At 72.4% G+C, this 15569-nt stretch carries 14 protein-coding genes; 10 read left to right on the top strand and 4 right to left on the bottom strand.

Translation table 11 applies throughout. The annotated features are described in order from the left end of the window. Positions 1 to 87: 87 nt before the first annotated feature. Together AC6CQV_RS02425 and AC6CQV_RS02420 are read left to right on the top strand one after the other, a co-directional pair. Positions 88 to 921 carry a purine-nucleoside phosphorylase gene (locus AC6CQV_RS02425; RefSeq protein ID WP_060960976.1) on the top strand — a complete coding sequence of 278 codons (834 nt, stop codon included), beginning with the start codon at positions 88 to 90 and terminating at the stop codon, positions 919 to 921. Continuing rightward, complete coding sequence (locus AC6CQV_RS02420; RefSeq protein WP_498260154.1) at positions 918 to 2609, top strand: phospho-sugar mutase; 1692 nt, start codon at positions 918 to 920, stop codon at positions 2607 to 2609. The genes AC6CQV_RS02425 and AC6CQV_RS02420 overlap by 4 nt, the downstream gene beginning before the upstream one ends. A 124-nt stretch (positions 2610 to 2733) precedes the next feature. On the opposite strand, the gene AC6CQV_RS02415 is transcribed toward AC6CQV_RS02420, so the two are convergent. Beyond that, positions 2734 to 4659 (bottom strand): BglG family transcription antiterminator, encoded by a 1926-nt coding sequence (locus AC6CQV_RS02415; RefSeq protein WP_498260153.1) that lies wholly within the window; start codon positions 4657 to 4659, stop codon positions 2734 to 2736. Positions 4660 to 4768: 109 nt separating this feature from the next. On the opposite strand from AC6CQV_RS02415, the gene AC6CQV_RS02410 reads away from it, so the two are divergent. The 8 genes from AC6CQV_RS02410 to AC6CQV_RS02375 all read left to right on the top strand — a co-directional run bounded on the left by AC6CQV_RS02410 (position 4769) and on the right by AC6CQV_RS02375 (position 12641). Next, the gene (locus tag AC6CQV_RS02410; RefSeq protein WP_060960978.1) at positions 4769 to 5113 is read left to right on the top strand and encodes a PTS sugar transporter subunit IIB; all 345 of its coding nucleotides are present in this window, start codon (positions 4769 to 4771) and stop codon (positions 5111 to 5113) included. Next, positions 5110 to 5385 carry an HPr family phosphocarrier protein gene (locus AC6CQV_RS02405; RefSeq protein ID WP_060960979.1) on the top strand — a complete coding sequence of 92 codons (276 nt, stop codon included), beginning with the start codon at positions 5110 to 5112 and terminating at the stop codon, positions 5383 to 5385. The genes AC6CQV_RS02410 and AC6CQV_RS02405 overlap by 4 nt, the downstream gene beginning before the upstream one ends. Positions 5386 to 5405: 20 nt before the next feature. Further along, on the top strand, positions 5406 to 7070 hold the full coding sequence (gene ptsP / locus AC6CQV_RS02400; protein WP_498260152.1) for a phosphoenolpyruvate--protein phosphotransferase: 1665 nt from the start codon (positions 5406 to 5408) through the stop codon (positions 7068 to 7070). A 32-nt stretch (positions 7071 to 7102) separates the two neighbouring features. Further along, a complete protein-coding gene (locus tag AC6CQV_RS02395; RefSeq protein ID WP_060960980.1) occupies positions 7103 to 8773 on the top strand; it encodes a PTS mannitol transporter subunit IIBC in 1671 nt (556 codons plus the stop codon). Positions 8774 to 8904: 131 nt separating this feature from the next. Next, positions 8905 to 9342 carry a PTS mannitol transporter subunit IIA gene (locus tag AC6CQV_RS02390; protein ID WP_060961040.1) on the top strand — a complete coding sequence of 146 codons (438 nt, stop codon included), beginning with the start codon at positions 8905 to 8907 and terminating at the stop codon, positions 9340 to 9342. Continuing rightward, entirely contained in the window at positions 9342 to 10490 is a 1149-nt protein-coding gene (locus tag AC6CQV_RS02385) for a mannitol-1-phosphate 5-dehydrogenase (protein WP_498260151.1), read from the top strand. Before AC6CQV_RS02390 ends, AC6CQV_RS02385 begins: the two co-directional genes overlap by 1 nt. A gap of 45 nt (positions 10491 to 10535) precedes the next feature. Continuing rightward, a complete protein-coding gene (locus AC6CQV_RS02380) occupies positions 10536 to 11282 on the top strand; it encodes an alpha/beta hydrolase (protein ID WP_498260150.1) in 747 nt (248 codons plus the stop codon). A 444-nt stretch (positions 11283 to 11726) separates the two neighbouring features. Then, entirely contained in the window at positions 11727 to 12641 is a 915-nt protein-coding gene (locus AC6CQV_RS02375; protein WP_498260149.1) for a hypothetical protein, read from the top strand. A gap of 59 nt (positions 12642 to 12700) precedes the next feature. Here AC6CQV_RS02375 and AC6CQV_RS02370 read toward each other — a convergent pair whose 3' ends face one another. From AC6CQV_RS02370 to AC6CQV_RS02360, 3 genes are read right to left on the bottom strand one after another with little or no spacing between them, the layout of a single operon-like run. Further along, positions 12701 to 13816 (bottom strand): adenosine deaminase, encoded by a 1116-nt coding sequence (locus tag AC6CQV_RS02370; protein ID WP_498260148.1) that lies wholly within the window; start codon positions 13814 to 13816, stop codon positions 12701 to 12703. Positions 13817 to 13858: 42 nt separating this feature from the next. Beyond that, positions 13859 to 15166 carry a thymidine phosphorylase gene (locus AC6CQV_RS02365; RefSeq protein WP_498260147.1) on the bottom strand — a complete coding sequence of 436 codons (1308 nt, stop codon included), beginning with the start codon at positions 15164 to 15166 and terminating at the stop codon, positions 13859 to 13861. Further along, entirely contained in the window at positions 15163 to 15564 is a 402-nt protein-coding gene (locus tag AC6CQV_RS02360; RefSeq protein ID WP_060960985.1) for a cytidine deaminase, read from the bottom strand. The genes AC6CQV_RS02365 and AC6CQV_RS02360 overlap by 4 nt, the downstream gene beginning before the upstream one ends. Between the last annotated feature and the right edge of the window lie 5 nt (positions 15565 to 15569).

Below are 15569 nucleotides of genomic sequence, written 5' to 3'. Positions count from 1 at the left end.
CGGCATCCGAGATGTCGCCCGCCGGCGACGGGACCGGCCGCGGCGGAGCGAGTGGCCCGGGGCGGTCCGTGTTCCTAGAGTGGGAGGATGTCCGACATGAACAGCAATCCGCTCGACGATCCCGCCGCCGACCCCTTCGAGATCGCGGCGCGCGCCGCGGGCGACATCGCCCGCCTCACGGGCGTCGAGCACCACGACATCGCCCTCACGCTCGGCAGCGGCTGGGGCAAGGCCGCCGACCTCGTGGGCGAGACGACCGCGACCGTTCCGGCCACCGAGATCACGGGGTTCAGCGCACCGGCGCTGGCCGGACACGTCGGATCGATCCGCAGCATCCTCACGCCGACCGGCACGCGCGTGCTCGTCATCGGGGCCCGCACCCACTACTACGAGGGCCACGGCGTGCGACGCGTCGTGCACAGCGTCCGCACCGCGGCGGCGACCGGCGCCAAGACGATGGTGCTCACCAACGGCGCCGGCGGCATCAAGCAGACGTGGACGCCGGGAACCCCCGTGCTCATCAGCGACCACATCAACCTCACGGCGGACTCGCCCCTGGAGGGCGCGACCTTCATCGACCTCACCGACCTGTACTCCTCGCGCCTGCGCGAGATCGCCCGCAGCGTCGACCCGACCCTCGACGAGGGCGTCTACTGCCAGTTCCGCGGACCGCACTACGAGACCCCGGCCGAGGTGCAGATGGCGAAGGCGATCGGCGGCCACATCGTCGGCATGTCGACGGCCCTGGAGGCCATCGCCGCCCGGCAGGCGGGCATGGAGGTGCTCGGCTTCTCGCTCATCACGAACCTGGCCGCCGGCATCCAGAAGACCCCGCTCAGTCATGCCGAGGTCATCGAGGCCGGCCAGGCCGCCGAGCCGGTGATCTCCGCCCTGCTCGCCCGCGTGATCGGTCGGCTGTGAGCGGGGCGGATGCCGCGGGCACCGCGGTCCTCGACGCGGCCCACGCCTGGCTCGCCCAGGATCCCGACCCCGAGACCCGCGCCGAGCTGACCGCGCTGCTGGACGCCGCCGCGTCGGGGGATGCCGCGGCATCCGCCGATCTGGCCGACCGCTTCGGCGCGCGCCTGCAGTTCGGCACGGCGGGGCTGCGCGGGCGTCTGGGCGCCGGCAGCAACCGCATGAACCGCGTGCTCGTCTCGCAGGCCGCGGCCGGCTTCGCCGCGTACCTGCGGGAGAAGGCCGGCTCCGACGCGACACCGCTCGTCGTGATCGGCTACGACGGCCGCCGCAACTCCGACGTGTTCGCGCGCGACTCCGCCGAGCTGTTCGCGGGAGCGGGGCTGCGCGCGGTGCTGCTGCCGCGGATGCTCCCCACGCCCGTGCTGGCGTTCGCCGTGCGTCACCTCGGCGCCGCCGCCGGCGTGATGGTGACGGCCTCGCACAACCCGCCGGACGACAACGGCTACAAGGTCTACCTGGGCGGCGCGGACCAGGGGTCGCAGATCGTCTCCCCCGCCGACGCCGAGATCGCGGCGCACATCGACCGCGTCGCCGCCGGCGCGGCGGTGCCCGACCTGCCGCGTGGAACGTACGAGATCGCCGAGGAGAGCGTCGTCGAGGCGTACGTCGCCGCGACCGCGGCGGTCGCACCCGCGACGGCCGGCGCGGCCGGGATGACCTGGGTCTACACGGCGATGCACGGCGTCGGCTCCGAGACGCTGCACGCCATCCTCGAGCTCGCGGGATACCCGCGGCCGACGGTCGTCGAGGCGCAGATCGCTCCGGACGGCCGCTTCCCCACCGTCGCGTTCCCCAACCCGGAGGAGCCGGGTGCGATGGACCTCGCGTTCGAGACGGCACGGGCGGCGGATGCCGAGTTCGTCATCGCCAACGACCCCGACGCCGACCGTCTCGCGGTCGCCCTCCCCGACCCGTCCGCGGACGGCGGGTGGCGGGCGCTCACCGGCAACGAGATCGGGCTGCTGCTCGGCTGGCGCGCGGCCGCCCGAGCGGCCGAACGCGGGGAGACGGGGTCGCTCGCGTGCTCGCTCGTCTCCTCTCCCGGACTGCAGGCGGTCGCCGAGCACTACGGACTGGACTTCCACGCGACCCTCACCGGTTTCAAGTGGATCTCCCGCGCTCCCGGCATCCTCTTCGGGTTCGAGGAGGCCCTGGGCTACCTCGTCAACCCGGAGACGGTGCGCGACAAGGACGGCATCTCGGCGGCGATCGCGATCCTCGGCATGATCGCCGAGGCGCGCGAGCGGGGCGAGGGGCTGGGCGATCTGCTGCGGCGCTTCCAGGACACGTTCGGCTTCTTCGCCTCGGGCCAGGTCTCCCTGCGCGTCGACGACCTGTCGGTCATCGGGCGCATCATGTCCGCTCTGCGCGCCGCCCCGCCGACACGGCTCGGGGAGGTCGCGGTCGAGCGGCTCGACGATCTGCTGACGGGCGTCGACGGGTTCCCGCCCGGCGACGTGCTCCGCCTCTGGCTCGACGACGGCTCGCGACTGATCGTGCGCCCGAGCGGCACCGAGCCCAAGCTGAAGGCGTACCTCGACGTGCGCGGCACGTCGGCCGCCGACGCCCAGGCCCGCCTCGCCGCCCTGGACGCCGCCACCCGCGCCCTCATCGCCGCCCGCTCCTGACTCCCGCGAGCCGCCATCCCCCGTGCGAGCCGCTACGCGCCGGGCGGGCCGCGCCATGGCGGCTCGGCCGGGTCGTGGCGGCTCGGCGGAGGGGGGAGGGAGAAGAAGAAGAAGAAGGGGGGAGCTAGCCGTCTACGACGGCGACGAGCTCGTCCAGGAAGGGGGTGAAGGTGGTGCCGCGGCGGACGATGCGCTGCACGCTGTCGCGTTCGCTGAACACCTCGACGAGCTGCTCGAACACGGTCTGGAACGCCTCGCGGTCGCTCTCCGAGAAGGCGACCATCGCGATCACCTGCACACGCCCCTCGCCCCACACCATCGACGGGTCGGCGATCGCGACGGCGATCGCCGTGCGGGTCGCGGTCATCCCGATCGCGTGCGGCACGGCCAGCGCGTCGGTGAACGCGGTCGATGACAGACGCTCCCGCTCGAGGGTGCGCGTGACGTAGTCGTCGTCGATCACGCCCTGCGCGACCAGCCGGGCGCCGAGGTCGCGGATGACGCTCTCCTCGTCGGCATCCGCATCGACCCGCCCCACGAAGGCGTCGGCCGAGAAGTAGCGCCCGAGCTCGTCGCGAAGCCGGGCCAGACGCCGTCCCCGCCGCACGCGCCCCGCCGCGGCCTGCACCCGCTCGATGTCCGACTCGGTGAGGAACGGCTGGATGCGCACGATGCCGTCGCCCGCGAAGGGCGGGTCGATCGTGGTCAGGATGAGGTCGGTGTGGATCGCGTTCCAGTCGGGATCGGCCCGCGTGTCGACGCCGACGACGTCGACCGATTGGCCGAGGGAACGGTCGACGCTCGAGCGCAGCAGCTCGTGCAGCTCGTAGTACCCGGGGCACACGATCGTCGCCGTCAGCACCGTCCCGGCGTGCCGGCTGCGCTCCAGCTGTCCTCCGACGTGCATCGCGATGTAGGCGATCTCGTCGTCGAGAAGGGGGATGCCGAGGAGCCCCCGCAAGCCGTCGGCGATGAAGACCGCGACCTCGAAGATCATCGGATAGGTCGCCTTGAGCGATCGGGTGAGGGGGTTGCGCGACCATGCCTGCTCCTGGGCGCGCAGTCGCAGGTTCTGCACGTGCAGCGCGAGACGCAGCACGAAGTCCTCGTGCTCGATGTCGACGAGGAACTCCACCGCCGCACGGTGCACCACGTCGCGGACGGCGCTCTCGACGTCGGGCTGCAGCCCGGCGCGGGTGACGGATGCCGCTTCACCCGGACCCGGCGCCACGACACGGCCGAGGACGAGCGCGGCGAGGTGGCGGCGGTCGCCCGCGCCGAGCCGCAGCCCGAGGTGGTGGCCGCACAGCGCGTCGAGCAGGTCGCCCACCTGCTCCTGTGCCGGTGTGGCCGCATCGACCGCGGCGGTCTCGAGGGCGCGGTCGTGGGCCACGCGGTCGGCGGTGATCGCGACGTGCATCATGACGTCGCCGATGCCGAACTCGTTGACGAAGAAGCCGAGGTCGCGCAGCCCCGCCACGAGGTCGGCCTTGAAGGGACCGAACACCGCTTCGCCGATGGACCCCGCGCCCAGGCTGCGCCGGAGCGCGTCGAGGTCGAACGCGCCGTCGTCGGTCTCGTCGTGGGCGAGCCGGCTGAGCAGACGGCGCTGGGCCATCTCCGTGCCGCGCAGGCGCGCGCGCGAGCCGGTGCGTTCGAGGGTCAGCTCGGTGTCGCCCAGCAGGGCGCGGACGCGGGCGAGGTCGCCCTCCAGGGTTGCCGGACTCACGTGGAACCCGTCGGCCGTCTCGTACACGTCGATGCCCTCACGACCCGACAGCAGGCTCCGCACCAGCCGATGGACGCGCTCGCTCGGCGTCGCGGTGTCGACGGCGGCACGCAGCGCGAGCGGCGCCTCGGCGCCCGCACGATAGCCGAGCGGGCCCGACTCCACGACCCCTCCGCCGGGGACGCGGGCGTTCAGGGCCGTGACGTAGCTTCGGATGCTGCGCGGCGTGACGCCCACGATGTCGGCCAGCTCGCCGGCGGTCAGCCAGTCGCCCTCCCGCGCGAGGAGCGCGATGACACGGTCCTGTCGCGCTCTGCTCACGTGTTCCAGTCAACCATGCCCACCGTCGGGTGTTTCCGCCCCCGCGGAAACAGGTGTGGTTGTCGCCTCCCAGGCCTTTCACAAGAATGGCGGAGAAGGAGGCGGATCGATGAGGATCCTCGTTGTGTGCGGCGCGGGAGCGTCGAGCACGTTCGTGGCGCAGCGTGTCCGACACGCGGCGCAGGCGGCCGGGCGCGAGCTCAGCGCCGTCGCCGGCACCGAGCAGTCGCTCCCGATCGACATCGCTGCCGCAGACGTCGTGCTCGTGGGCCCCCACCTGCAGGACAGCCTGGACCGCATCCGTCGCGAAGCGGAGACGCGTCGCGCGCGGGTCGTCCTCCTTCCCCCCGACATCTACAGCGACCTCCACGGCACGCGCACCCTCGCGCTCGTCGACGAGGTGCTGGCGACCGGCCGAGAACAGACCGCCCCGACGGAGAGGAACCCCGCATGAGCACCGTGACCCGCACGATCCGCATCGGATCGTCCAATGGATTGCACGCCCGCCCGGCCAAGCTCTTCGCCCAGGCCGTCAAGGACTCGGGCCTGTCCGTGACCATCTCGAAGGGCTCGGGCGCCCCGGTCAACGCCGCCAGCATCCTCGGCGTCATCTCGCTGGGCGCCGAGAAGGGCGACTACGTCACCCTGGCCGCGGAGGGCGACAGCGCGAACGCCGTGCTCGACACCCTGGCCGAGCTGCTCACGACCGACCACGACGAGAACTGAAGCGAAAGAGAGATCTGAAGATGAGCGAACTGCGTGGAGTGGGTATCGGACTGGGCGTCGCACAGGGCCCCGTGGCCCGCATGGCGGACCCGCTGCCGGCCCCCGCGGACGTCCCCAGCACCCTCACCCCCGACGAGGAGCTCGCCCGCGTGCGCGAGGCGGTCGCGGCGGTGGCCCGCGAGCTGGAGGACCGCGGTTCGAAGGCCGGCGGCCTCGCCCGCGACGTCCTGGAGGCGCAGGCGATGATGGCCGAGGACCCGACGCTCGACGCGGAGGTCTCCACGCGGGTGAACGCCGGCAAGACCGGCGAGTTCGCCGTCCACGAGGCGTTCGCGAGCTTCCGCGACAGCCTGGCCGCGATGGGCGGCTACCTCGGCGAGCGCGCCGCGGACCTCGACGACGTCGCACAGCGGGTCATCGCCCGCCTGCGCGGGCTGCCCGCACCGGGCGTCCCCGACCCCGGCCACCCGTTCGTGCTCGTCGCGAAGGACCTCGCTCCCGCCGACACCGCCCTGCTCGACCTCGACCAGGTGCTCGCCCTCGTCACGACCGACGGCGGCCCCACGTCGCACACCGCGATCCTGGCGCGCGAGAAGTCCATCGTCGCCGTCGTCGGCGCCGCCGCGGCGAAGGACCTGGTCGACGGCCAGACCGTCATCGTGGATGCCGCGAAGGGCGTCGTCACGACCGACCCCACCTCGGACGAGCTCGCCCAGGCCCAGCACCGCGCCGACACCCGCGCGGCCGCCGGCTCGGCGCCGCTCACCCCGGGCGCGCTGAAGGACGGCCACGCCGTGCCGCTGCTGGCAAACCTCGGCAAGCCGGGCGGGGCCGCTCAGGCCGTCGAGCTGGGCGCCGAGGGCGTCGGGCTGTTCCGCACCGAGTTCCTGTTCCTCTCCGCGACCCAGGCCCCCACCGTCGAGGAGCAGACCGCGTCGTACACCGAGCTGCTGCGGGCGTTCCCCGGCAAGAAGGTCGTGGTCCGGGCGCTCGACGCGGGCGCCGACAAGCCGCTCGCGTTCCTCAACGACGCCCACGAGGACAACCCGGCGCTGGGGCTCCGGGGCCTGCGCGCCCTCCGCGCGAGCGAGGACATCCTGCGCGAGCAGCTGACGGCCCTCGCCAACGCGGATGCCGCGAGCGACGCGGACCTGTGGGTCATGGCGCCGATGGTCTCGACGGTCGAGGAGACGGAGTACTTCGTCACCCTCGCGAAGGAGTACGGCATCAAGACCGCGGGTGTCATGGTCGAGGTGCCGTCGTCGGCGATCCAGGCCGCGCGGATCCTGCAGCTCGCGGACTTCGCCTCGATCGGCACGAACGACCTCACCCAGTACACGCTGGCCGCCGACCGCCTGCTCGGCTCGGTCGCGTCGTATCAGGACCCCTGGCACCCCGCCGTCCTCCAGCTGATCAAGATGACCGCCGACGGCGGCAAGGCGAACGGCAAGCCGGTGGGCATCTGCGGCGAGGCCGCCGCCGACCCGCTGCTGGCCGTCGTGCTCGTCGGCCTCGGTGCGACCACGCTCTCCATGGCGCCCACGGCGCTCGCGGACGTGCGCGCGTCGCTCCTGCAGTACACCCGCGAGGATGCCGAGCGCATCGCCGCGGCCGCCCTCGCCGCCGATGACGCGGCATCCGCACGATCGGCGGCACAGGCCGCCGCTGAGAACTCCGCCGGCTGACGGCGGAGCACACCCGAAGGGAACACACGACAATGACAACGGCGTCTACGACCTCGACGGGGGTGAACCGCGCGCGCGTCGGCGTGCAGCGGTTCGGCACCTTCCTGTCGGGCATGATCATGCCCAACATCGCGGCATTCATCGCGTGGGGCTTCATCACGATGCTCTTCATCTCCGCGGGCTGGTTGGGCGGCTGGTTCCCCGTCGCCAACCTGCTCGGCGGTTTCGGCGACGCGGCGACCATCAACTGGCAGGGCGCGATGACCGCCCTCGCCCAGGACAAGGACGGCGCGACGTTCACGACGTTCGTCGGCCTGGTCGGCCCGATGGTCACCTATCTGCTGCCCCTGCTGATCGCCAACACCGGCGGTCGGATGGTCTACGGCGAGCGCGGCGGCGTCGTGGCCACGATCGCGACGATGGGTGTCATCGTCGGCACGAACATCCCCATGTTCCTCGGCGCGATGATCATGGGACCGCTGGCCGCCTGGATCACCAAGCAGATGGACAAGCTCTGGGACGGCAAGATCCGCCCCGGGTTCGAGATGCTGGTGAACAACTTCTCCGCCGGCATCCTGGGCATGCTCCTCGCGATCTTCGGGTTCTTCGCGTTCGGCCCGGTGATGCTGGGCGTGAGCACGTTCCTCGGCGGCATCGTCGGGTGGCTCGTCGACCTCCACCTGCTGCCCGTGCTGTCGGTGATCGTCGAGCCGGCGAAGGTGCTGTTCCTCAACAACGCCATCAACCACGGCGTCTTCACCCCGCTCGGCATCCAGCAGGCGACCGAGGCGGGCAAGTCGATCCTGTTCCTCATCGAGGCCAACCCCGGCCCCGGTGTGGGTCTGCTGCTCGCCTTCACGTTCTTCGGCGTCGGCGCGGCGAAGGCCTCGGCCCCGGGTGCGATCATCATCCAGTTCTTCGGCGGCATCCACGAGATCTACTTCCCGTACGCGCTGAGCAAGCCGATGACGATCCTCGCCCTCATCGCGGGCGGCGCGACCGGTGTCACCACCAACATGATCTTCAACGGCGGCCTCGCCTTCCCGGCGGCTCCGGGCAGCATCATCGCGGTGACCGCGGCGGCGCTGACCCCCGAGGCCGGCGGCGTCGGCAACCTCCTCGTGGTCTACCTGTCGGTGGTCCTCGCGGCGGCGGTGACCTTCCTCGTGACCGGCGTCATCCTGCGGGCCTCGCGCAAGCGCGACCTCGCGGCCGAAGCGACCTCCAGCGCCTCCTTCGAGGCGGCGATCGCACAGACCGAGGCGAACAAGGGCAAGAGCTCGGCGACGCTCGCGAACCTGCGTGCGGGTGCCGCGTCGAACGCGGGGCTCGAGGGCGACACGTCGACGCTCGCCGCCGACCGCGCCGCCGACGCCGTCGCGACGGGGACGCTGGCCCCCACCGGTCGGGTGACGAACATCGTGTTCGCCTGCGACGCGGGCATGGGCTCCTCGGCGATGGGCGCGAGCGTGCTGCGCAACAAGATCAAGAAGGCCGGCGTCGACGACGTCTCGGTCACCAACAAGGCGATCGCGAACCTCGACGGCAGCGAGGACCTCGTCATCACCCAGCAGCAGCTGACCGACCGCGCCCGCGGGCGCACACCGAACGCGACGCACGTCTCGGTGGACAACTTCATGAACTCGCCGAAGTACGACGAGGTCGTGGACCTGGTCGTGCGGCAGCACGAGAACGGGGCCTGAACGCGTCAGGCCCCCCGCGACCGCCGCGGGGACGGCAGGCGTGATGCCCCGTCCCCGCGGCTCTCGCCCGATACATGATCGCCCCGGCATACGATGACCGGGACGACGACACGAACAGAGACGAGGACGACATGTCACGCGACGTACTGAACGCCGGCCAGGTCCGGATCCACCCCGGATCGGTCACCAAGGAGGAAGCCATGCGCGAGGCGGCCGACATCCTCGAAGCCGCCGGGGCGGTCACCGACGCCTACTTCGATGCGATGCGCCAGCGCGAGCAGACCGTGTCCACCTACATGGGCAACGAGCTGGCCATCCCCCACGGCACGAACGAGACGAAGGATGCGATCCTCGCCTCCGCGCTGTCGTTCGTCCGCTACGACGGCGGCGTGGACTGGGACGGCGAGAAGGTCAGCTTCGTGGTCGGCATCGCCGGCAAGGGCGACGAGCACCTCGACATCCTGTCGCAGATCGCCCTCATCTTCTCGGAGGACGAGGAGGTCGCCCGGCTGAAAGCCGCCGGCAGCCCTGAGGAGCTCTTCGGGCTCCTGGCATCGGTGAACGACTGATGAAGGCCGTCCACTTCGGCGCCGGCAACATCGGCCGCGGCTTCGTGGGCCTCCTCCTGCACGAGGGCGGCTACGAGCTCGTGTTCTCGGATGTCGCGGCATCCCTCGTCGACGCCATCAACGCGGCCGACGAGTACACCGTCCACGAGGTGGGCGACGGCGGCCGCGACACCGTGGTGACCGGCTTCCGCGCGATCGACAGCGCGAACGATGCCCAGGCGCTCATCGACGAGATCGCGACGGCTGACGTCGTGACGACCGCGGTCGGCCCGACGATCCTCCGCTTCGTCGCCCCGCACATCCTCGCGGGACTCGCCCTGCGCGACCCCGCGTTGCCGCCGCTTCAGGTCATGGCGTGCGAGAACGCGATCGGCGCCACCGACACGCTGCGCGACGAGATCCGGGCGCAGGCCGCCGACGCCTGGGATGCGATCTCGGGACGCGCGGTCTTCGCCAACACCGCGGTGGACCGCATCGTGCCGGCCCAACCGGAGGGGGCGGGGATCGACGTGACCGTCGAGCCCTTCTTCGAGTGGGCGATCGAGCGCCCGCCGTTCGGCGACGACCCGCCGCACATCCCCGGGGCGCATTTCGTGGACGACCTCGCGCCGTACATCGAGCGCAAGCTGTTCACCGTGAACACCGGCCACGCCGCCACCGCGTACTTCGGCGCCCAGGCCGGCGTCGACAAGATCTCCGACGCACTGGCCGAGCCGGTCGTCGCCGCGAAGGTCGCCGCCGCCCTCGAGGAGACCTCGGCGCTGCTGGTGGCCGTCCACGGCTGGGATGCCGCGGACCTCGCCGACTACCGGGCGACGATCCTCCGTCGGTTCGCGAACCCGGCCCTGCCCGACACGGTCGGCCGCGTCGGACGCCAGCCGCTGCGCAAGCTGTCGCGCCACGAGCGTTTCGTCGGTCCGGCCGCCGCGGCGGCGGAACGCGGGCTGTCGACGTCGGCGCTCGTCGCGGCGATGGCCGCCGCCCTCGAGTTCGACGTCGCCGACGACGAGCAGTCCGTGGAGCTGCAGCGACGGCTCCGCGAGGAGGACCCCGCGACGTTCACCGCCGGGGTGACGGGCCTCGAGCCCACGCATCCCCTCTTCGCATCGGTCGAGGACGTGGTGCGGGCGCGGCAGGCGCAGCTCTGACCTGACCCGCCGATCGCGCCGGCAGGTCCCGCCTAGACTGGACGCATGACTGCCCGGACCCGCCGCCGCGTGTGGCGGTGGGTCTTCGGCATCCTGGGCGGCCTCGTGGTCGCGGCCGTCGCCGGCGTGCTGGTGTGGAGCCAGGTGGGCGTCATGGCCGCCGAGGCCGAACCGCTCGCCGCCGTGCGCGCGGATGAGCGCATCGCCATCAGCGACGACGCCGCCGGGATCGTGCTGGCCCCGGCATCCGGCGCGAGCGGCGAGGGCCTCGTGTTCATCCCCGGCGCCAAGGTCGACCCGTGGGCGTACGCCGCGATCCTGTCCGGGCTGGTCACCGAGGACGATCTGACCGTCGTGATCACGAAGCCGTGGCTGAACCTGGCGTTCTTCGATCCGCGTTCCCTGTCGACGTTCACCGATCTCGCCCCGGGCGTGGGCAGCTGGCTGGTCGGAGGGCATTCGCTCGGCGGCGTGCGCGCCTGCCAGCTCGCCCCCGATGCCGCCGGACTCGTGCTGTTCGGCTCGTACTGCGCGAACGACCTGTCGCAGTCGGGACTGCCCGTCGTGAGCATCAGCGGCTCCGAGGACGGCTTGTCGACGCCGCAGAAGATCGCCGACGCCCGCCCGAACCTCCCCGCCGACGCCGTGATGGTCGAGATCCCGGGCGCTGCGCACGCGTCGTTCGGCGCCTACGGCCCCCAGGCCGGCGACGGCACCCCGACGGCCACCGCGGCCGAGGTGGAGGCCGTCGTGGTCCCGCAGGTGGGCGACCTGGCCCGCGCCCTCCGCTGACCCGCCCCTCGAGCCTCGGACCCGCCGCCCCTGCCCGGCCCGTCCCGGCCCGAACTCCTCCATCCCGCGCGGCAACGGCCACCTGGAGCCGGCGCGGCCCCGGAGACGGACCTGCTGGAGGAGTTCGGGCCCGGCGCCTCCGCGCCTCCCCGGCCCGGCGCCGCGGCGCCTCCGACCCGCCGCCGATCGGGCTCCCGCCCCGCCCCGGCCCGCCGCGCGTCGAACCTGCCCGGCCCGGCGCGGCCCGACCTCCTCCATCTCGCGCGGCAACGGCCGCCCGGGGCCGGCACGGCCCCGGCGACGGACCTGCTGGAGGAGTTCGGGCCCGGCGGCGCCCCGGCACCCCTACCTCGAAGTCTCCTCCCCACCAGCGAGCACCGTGGGGCTGTCCACGGATCACGTCGGGGCGCTTCTCCGCGACCGCCGCCGTGGTGCGCTGACGGGATGCCCTCGCCTCGCGACCTCGCATCAGTCCTCCTCCGCAGCCGCAGCTGGACCACCGCGCAGTTGCGTCGGCATGGCATCGGCAAACGCGATCTGCGCCGCATGGTCGACGGCGGAGCGATCCTTCGCGTGCGGCAGGGACGCTACGTCCCGGCCGACACCGATCCCGCCCTGGTCACGGCGGCCCGGCTCGGAGCCCGGCTCGGCTGCATCTCGCTGCTGTCGGCGCTCGGCGTCTTCGTGCGCGACACGGCGACCCTGCATGTGCACATCGATCGCGGAGCGAGTCGCCTGCCCCCGCGCGACGCGCGCATCGTCGCGCACTGGCGCGAAGCGGATGCCGACGGCGAGGGCGCGCTGACGGTCGATGTCGTCAGCGCGCTCGTCCAAGCCGTGCTCTGCCAGTCCCCGCGGGATGCCGTGGCCACCCTCGACTCCGCCTGGCACCACGGCCTCGTCGACGACGGCGGCATCGCCGAGGTGTTCCGGCGCCTCCCCCACCGGCACCGGGCGCTGCGCCCTCTCGTCGACCCGCGGAGCGAGGCGGGGACGGAGACCCTCATGCGATTGCTGCTGCGGACGCTCGGTCACGACGTGCAGGTGCAGGTGGAGATCGCCGGCGTCGGCCGCGTCGACCTGCTGGTGGACGGATGGCTGATCGTCGAGTGCGACAGCCGCGGGTTCCACGCGGACTGGGCCGCTCGGCGGCGGGACCTGCGGCGTGACCTCGCGGCGGCGCGACTCGGGTACACCACCGTACGGCCGCTGGCGGAAGACATCCTGTTCGCGTACGACGACCTGGTGGCCGCGATGCGCGACGTGCTCCGTCACCCCCGGGCCGTGTCAGCGCGCGGCGTCCCGAACTCCTCCAGATCGCGGCGCTCACGGCGCCGACCCTCCCCCACCGCCGAATGAACCAAGGGATGGAGGAGTGCGGGCCGGGCGCCGGAGCGCCGCCGAGCCCGCCCGCGGGGTCAGGCGTCGAAGCCCTCGCCGATGAGCTCGATGAGCTCCTCGCGCTCCTCGACCGAGAGGAACGCCCCCGCGGCGGCGTTGAGCTGGAACGCCTCGAGGTCCTCCAGGCTGTACTCGAACGTCTCCGCGAGCAGCGCCAGCTCGCGCGTCAGCGAGGTCCGGCTCATCGTGCGGTTGTCGACGTTGACCGTCACGGCGAAGCCGAGCTGGTACAGCAGGTCGAACGGGTGGTCCTCCAGGCTCGTGCCCCACGCGGCGATCGCGCCGGTCTGCAGGTTGGACGACGGCGAGAGCTCGAGCGGGATCTCGCGGTCGCGCACCCACCGGGCGAGGTCGCCGAAGGTGACCAGCACCTCCTCACCCTTCTGCTGCACGACCTCCAGGTCCTCCGCGATGCGCACGCCGTGGCCGAGGCGCAGGGCGCGGCCGTCCAGCAGCGCCGACCGGATCGAGTCGAGACCCGCGGCCTCGCCGGCGTGCACCGTCACGGGGAAGAACTCCGACGCGAGGTAGTCGAACGCGGCGCGGTGGCGGGACGGGAGGAACCCGTCCTCCGCTCCCGCGATGTCGAAGCCGACGGCGCCGCGCCCGCGGAACGCCACGGCGAGCCGGGCGATCTCCAGCGACCGGTCGGCGTGGCGCATCGCGGTGATCAGCTGGCCGACGCGGATGTCGCGACCCGAGCGGTCGACGGCGTCCTCGCCCTCCTCGATGCCCTCCTGCACGGCTTCGACGGCCTCCTCGAGGCTGAGGCCTCCGCCGAGGTGCTGCTCGGGAGCCCACCGCACCTCGCCGTAGATCACGCCGTCGGCGGCGAGGTCCTCGACGAACTCCTTCGCGACGCGCCGCAGCCCGTCGGCGCTCTGCATGACCGCCGTCGTCAGGTCGAAGGTCTTCAGGTACTCCACCAGCGAGCCGGAGCCGCTCTGGTCCTCGAACCAGTCGGCGAGCTCGTCGGCATCCGTCGACGGGACGTCGAGGCCGATCTCGTCGGCGAGCTCGATGATCGTCTGGGGGCGCAGGGCGCCGTCGAGGTGGTCGTGGAGCGACACCTTCGGGAGCGACCGGATCGAGACGCCTTCGATCTTCGGGTCTGCGTGCGGGTCGATGGCCATGAGGGCTTCCTTCTGGTGGGGTGACGCGGAGGGGGCGACGGGTCAGGCGGTGATGCGCTCGAGGACGATCGGCGCGGATGCCGGGGCGTCCGTTCCGATCTCCCAGGCGCCCTCGAGGGCGTCGAGGGCGCGCTCGAAGCGCTTCCCATCATCCGCCAGGAGGGTGAACAACGGCTGACCGGCGGTGATCGGCGCGCCGGGCTTGACGTGCAGGTCGATGCCGGCCGCGTGGACGACCGGGTCCTGGGCGCGCGCACGACCGGCGCCGAGGCGCCACGCGGCGATCCCGAAGGGCAGCGCCTCCAGACGGGTGAGCACCCCGTCGCGCGGCGCCGTGACGGTGTGGGTCTCCCGCGGGGTCGGCAGCGGCGCGTCGGGATCGCCGTCCTGGGCGCGGATCATCTCCCGCCAGGCGTCCATGGCACGGCCGTCGCGGAGCGCCGCTTCGACATCGGCGTCGGGCTGTCCGGCGAGGGCGAGCATCTCGCGGGCGAGCGCGACGGTCAGCTCGACGATGTCGGCGGGACCGCCGCCGGCGAGCACCTCGACCGACTCCCGTACCTCGTTGGCGTTGCCGATGGCGAGGCCGAGCGGCGTGTTCATGTCGGTGAGCAGCGCCGTGGTCGCGACGCCGGAGTCGGTGCCCAGGGCCACCATGGTGCGGGCGAGCTCGCGCGCCTTGTCGACGTCGCGCATGAACGCGCCGGAGCCGAACTTGACGTCCAGCACGAGCGCGTCGGTGCCCTCGGCGATCTTCTTGGACATGATGCTCGAGGCGATCAGCGGGATGGCCTCGACCGTGCCGGTGACGTCGCGCAGGGCGTACAGCCGCTTGTCCGCCGGAGCGAGGCCGGAACCGGCCGCGCAGATGACGGCGCCGACGTCGCGCAGCTGCGCGAACATCTCCTCGTTCGACAGCGCGGCGCGCCATCCCGGAATGGACTCGAGCTTGTCGAGCGTGCCGCCGGTGTGGCCGAGGCCCCGGCCGGACAGCTGCGGCACCGCGACGCCGAAGGCGGCGACGAGCGGCGCGAGCGGCAGGGTGATCTTGTCGCCGACCCCGCCGGTGGAGTGCTTGTCGACGGTGCGCTTGCCGAGTCCGGCGAAGCTCATCCGCTCTCCCGAGGCGATCATCGCGTCGGTCATGACGCGGATCTCGTCGCGGTTCATGCCGTTGAGCAGCACCGCCATCGCGAACGCGGCCATCTGCGAGTCGGCGACGTACTCACGCGTGTAGGCGTCGATCATCCAGCGCAGGGCGTCTTCGGGCACCGCCCCGCCGTCGCGCTTGGTGCGGATGACGTCGACGGCGTCGAACGGCTCCACGGCGGCATCCGTCGTCGAGCTCATCGCGACACCTCCTCGAGGTCGCGGGGGCCGAACGCGTCGGGCAGCACCTCGTCGATCGTGCGGATGCCGGAGACGGTCTCCAGCAGCATGCCGGGAAGGGCGAACTCGTTGAGAAGCTGGCGGCACCGCCCGCACGGCATGATCGTCTCGCCGTCGTTGTTGACGCACACGAACGCGACGAGCTGGCCGCCGCCGGACATGTGCAGATCGCCGACGAGCGCGCACTCCGCACACAGGCCCACCCCGTAGGACGCGTTCTCGACGTTGCATCCCGACACGATCCGCCCGTCGCTGACGAGCGCCGCGGCGCCCACCCGGTAGCGGGAGTACGGCGCGTAGGCGCGCTGCATCGCGTCGGTGGCGACGGCGCGCAGCTCGTCCCAGTCGATGTCGGTCATGTGAG

It is taken from the genome of Microbacterium sp. EG9, assembly GCF_059759475.1.
The sequence above is the reverse complement of the archived record's forward strand: the minus strand, read 5'-3'. Positions and strand labels throughout refer to the sequence as shown.

What these genes read in the sequence shown, in the direction of transcription:
- AC6CQV_RS02425 (WP_060960976.1), top strand. Translation starts at nt 88, where the DNA reads ATGTCCGACATGAACAGCAATCCGCTCGACGATCCCGCCGCCGACCCC.
- AC6CQV_RS02410 (WP_060960978.1), top strand. Translation starts at nt 4,769, where the DNA reads ATGAGGATCCTCGTTGTGTGCGGCGCGGGAGCGTCGAGCACGTTCGTG.
- AC6CQV_RS02405 (WP_060960979.1), top strand. Translation starts at nt 5,110, where the DNA reads ATGAGCACCGTGACCCGCACGATCCGCATCGGATCGTCCAATGGATTG.
- ptsP (WP_498260152.1), top strand. Translation starts at nt 5,406, where the DNA reads ATGAGCGAACTGCGTGGAGTGGGTATCGGACTGGGCGTCGCACAGGGC.
- AC6CQV_RS02395 (WP_060960980.1), top strand. Translation starts at nt 7,103, where the DNA reads ATGACAACGGCGTCTACGACCTCGACGGGGGTGAACCGCGCGCGCGTC.
- AC6CQV_RS02390 (WP_060961040.1), top strand. Translation starts at nt 8,905, where the DNA reads ATGTCACGCGACGTACTGAACGCCGGCCAGGTCCGGATCCACCCCGGA.
- AC6CQV_RS02385 (WP_498260151.1), top strand. Translation starts at nt 9,342, where the DNA reads ATGAAGGCCGTCCACTTCGGCGCCGGCAACATCGGCCGCGGCTTCGTG.
- AC6CQV_RS02380 (WP_498260150.1), top strand. Translation starts at nt 10,536, where the DNA reads ATGACTGCCCGGACCCGCCGCCGCGTGTGGCGGTGGGTCTTCGGCATC.
- AC6CQV_RS02375 (WP_498260149.1), top strand. Translation starts at nt 11,727, where the DNA reads ATGCCCTCGCCTCGCGACCTCGCATCAGTCCTCCTCCGCAGCCGCAGC.
- AC6CQV_RS02370 (WP_498260148.1), bottom strand. Translation starts at nt 13,816, where the DNA reads ATGGCCATCGACCCGCACGCAGACCCGAAGATCGAAGGCGTCTCGATC.
- AC6CQV_RS02365 (WP_498260147.1), bottom strand. Translation starts at nt 15,166, where the DNA reads ATGAGCTCGACGACGGATGCCGCCGTGGAGCCGTTCGACGCCGTCGAC.
- AC6CQV_RS02360 (WP_060960985.1), bottom strand. Translation starts at nt 15,564, where the DNA reads ATGACCGACATCGACTGGGACGAGCTGCGCGCCGTCGCCACCGACGCG.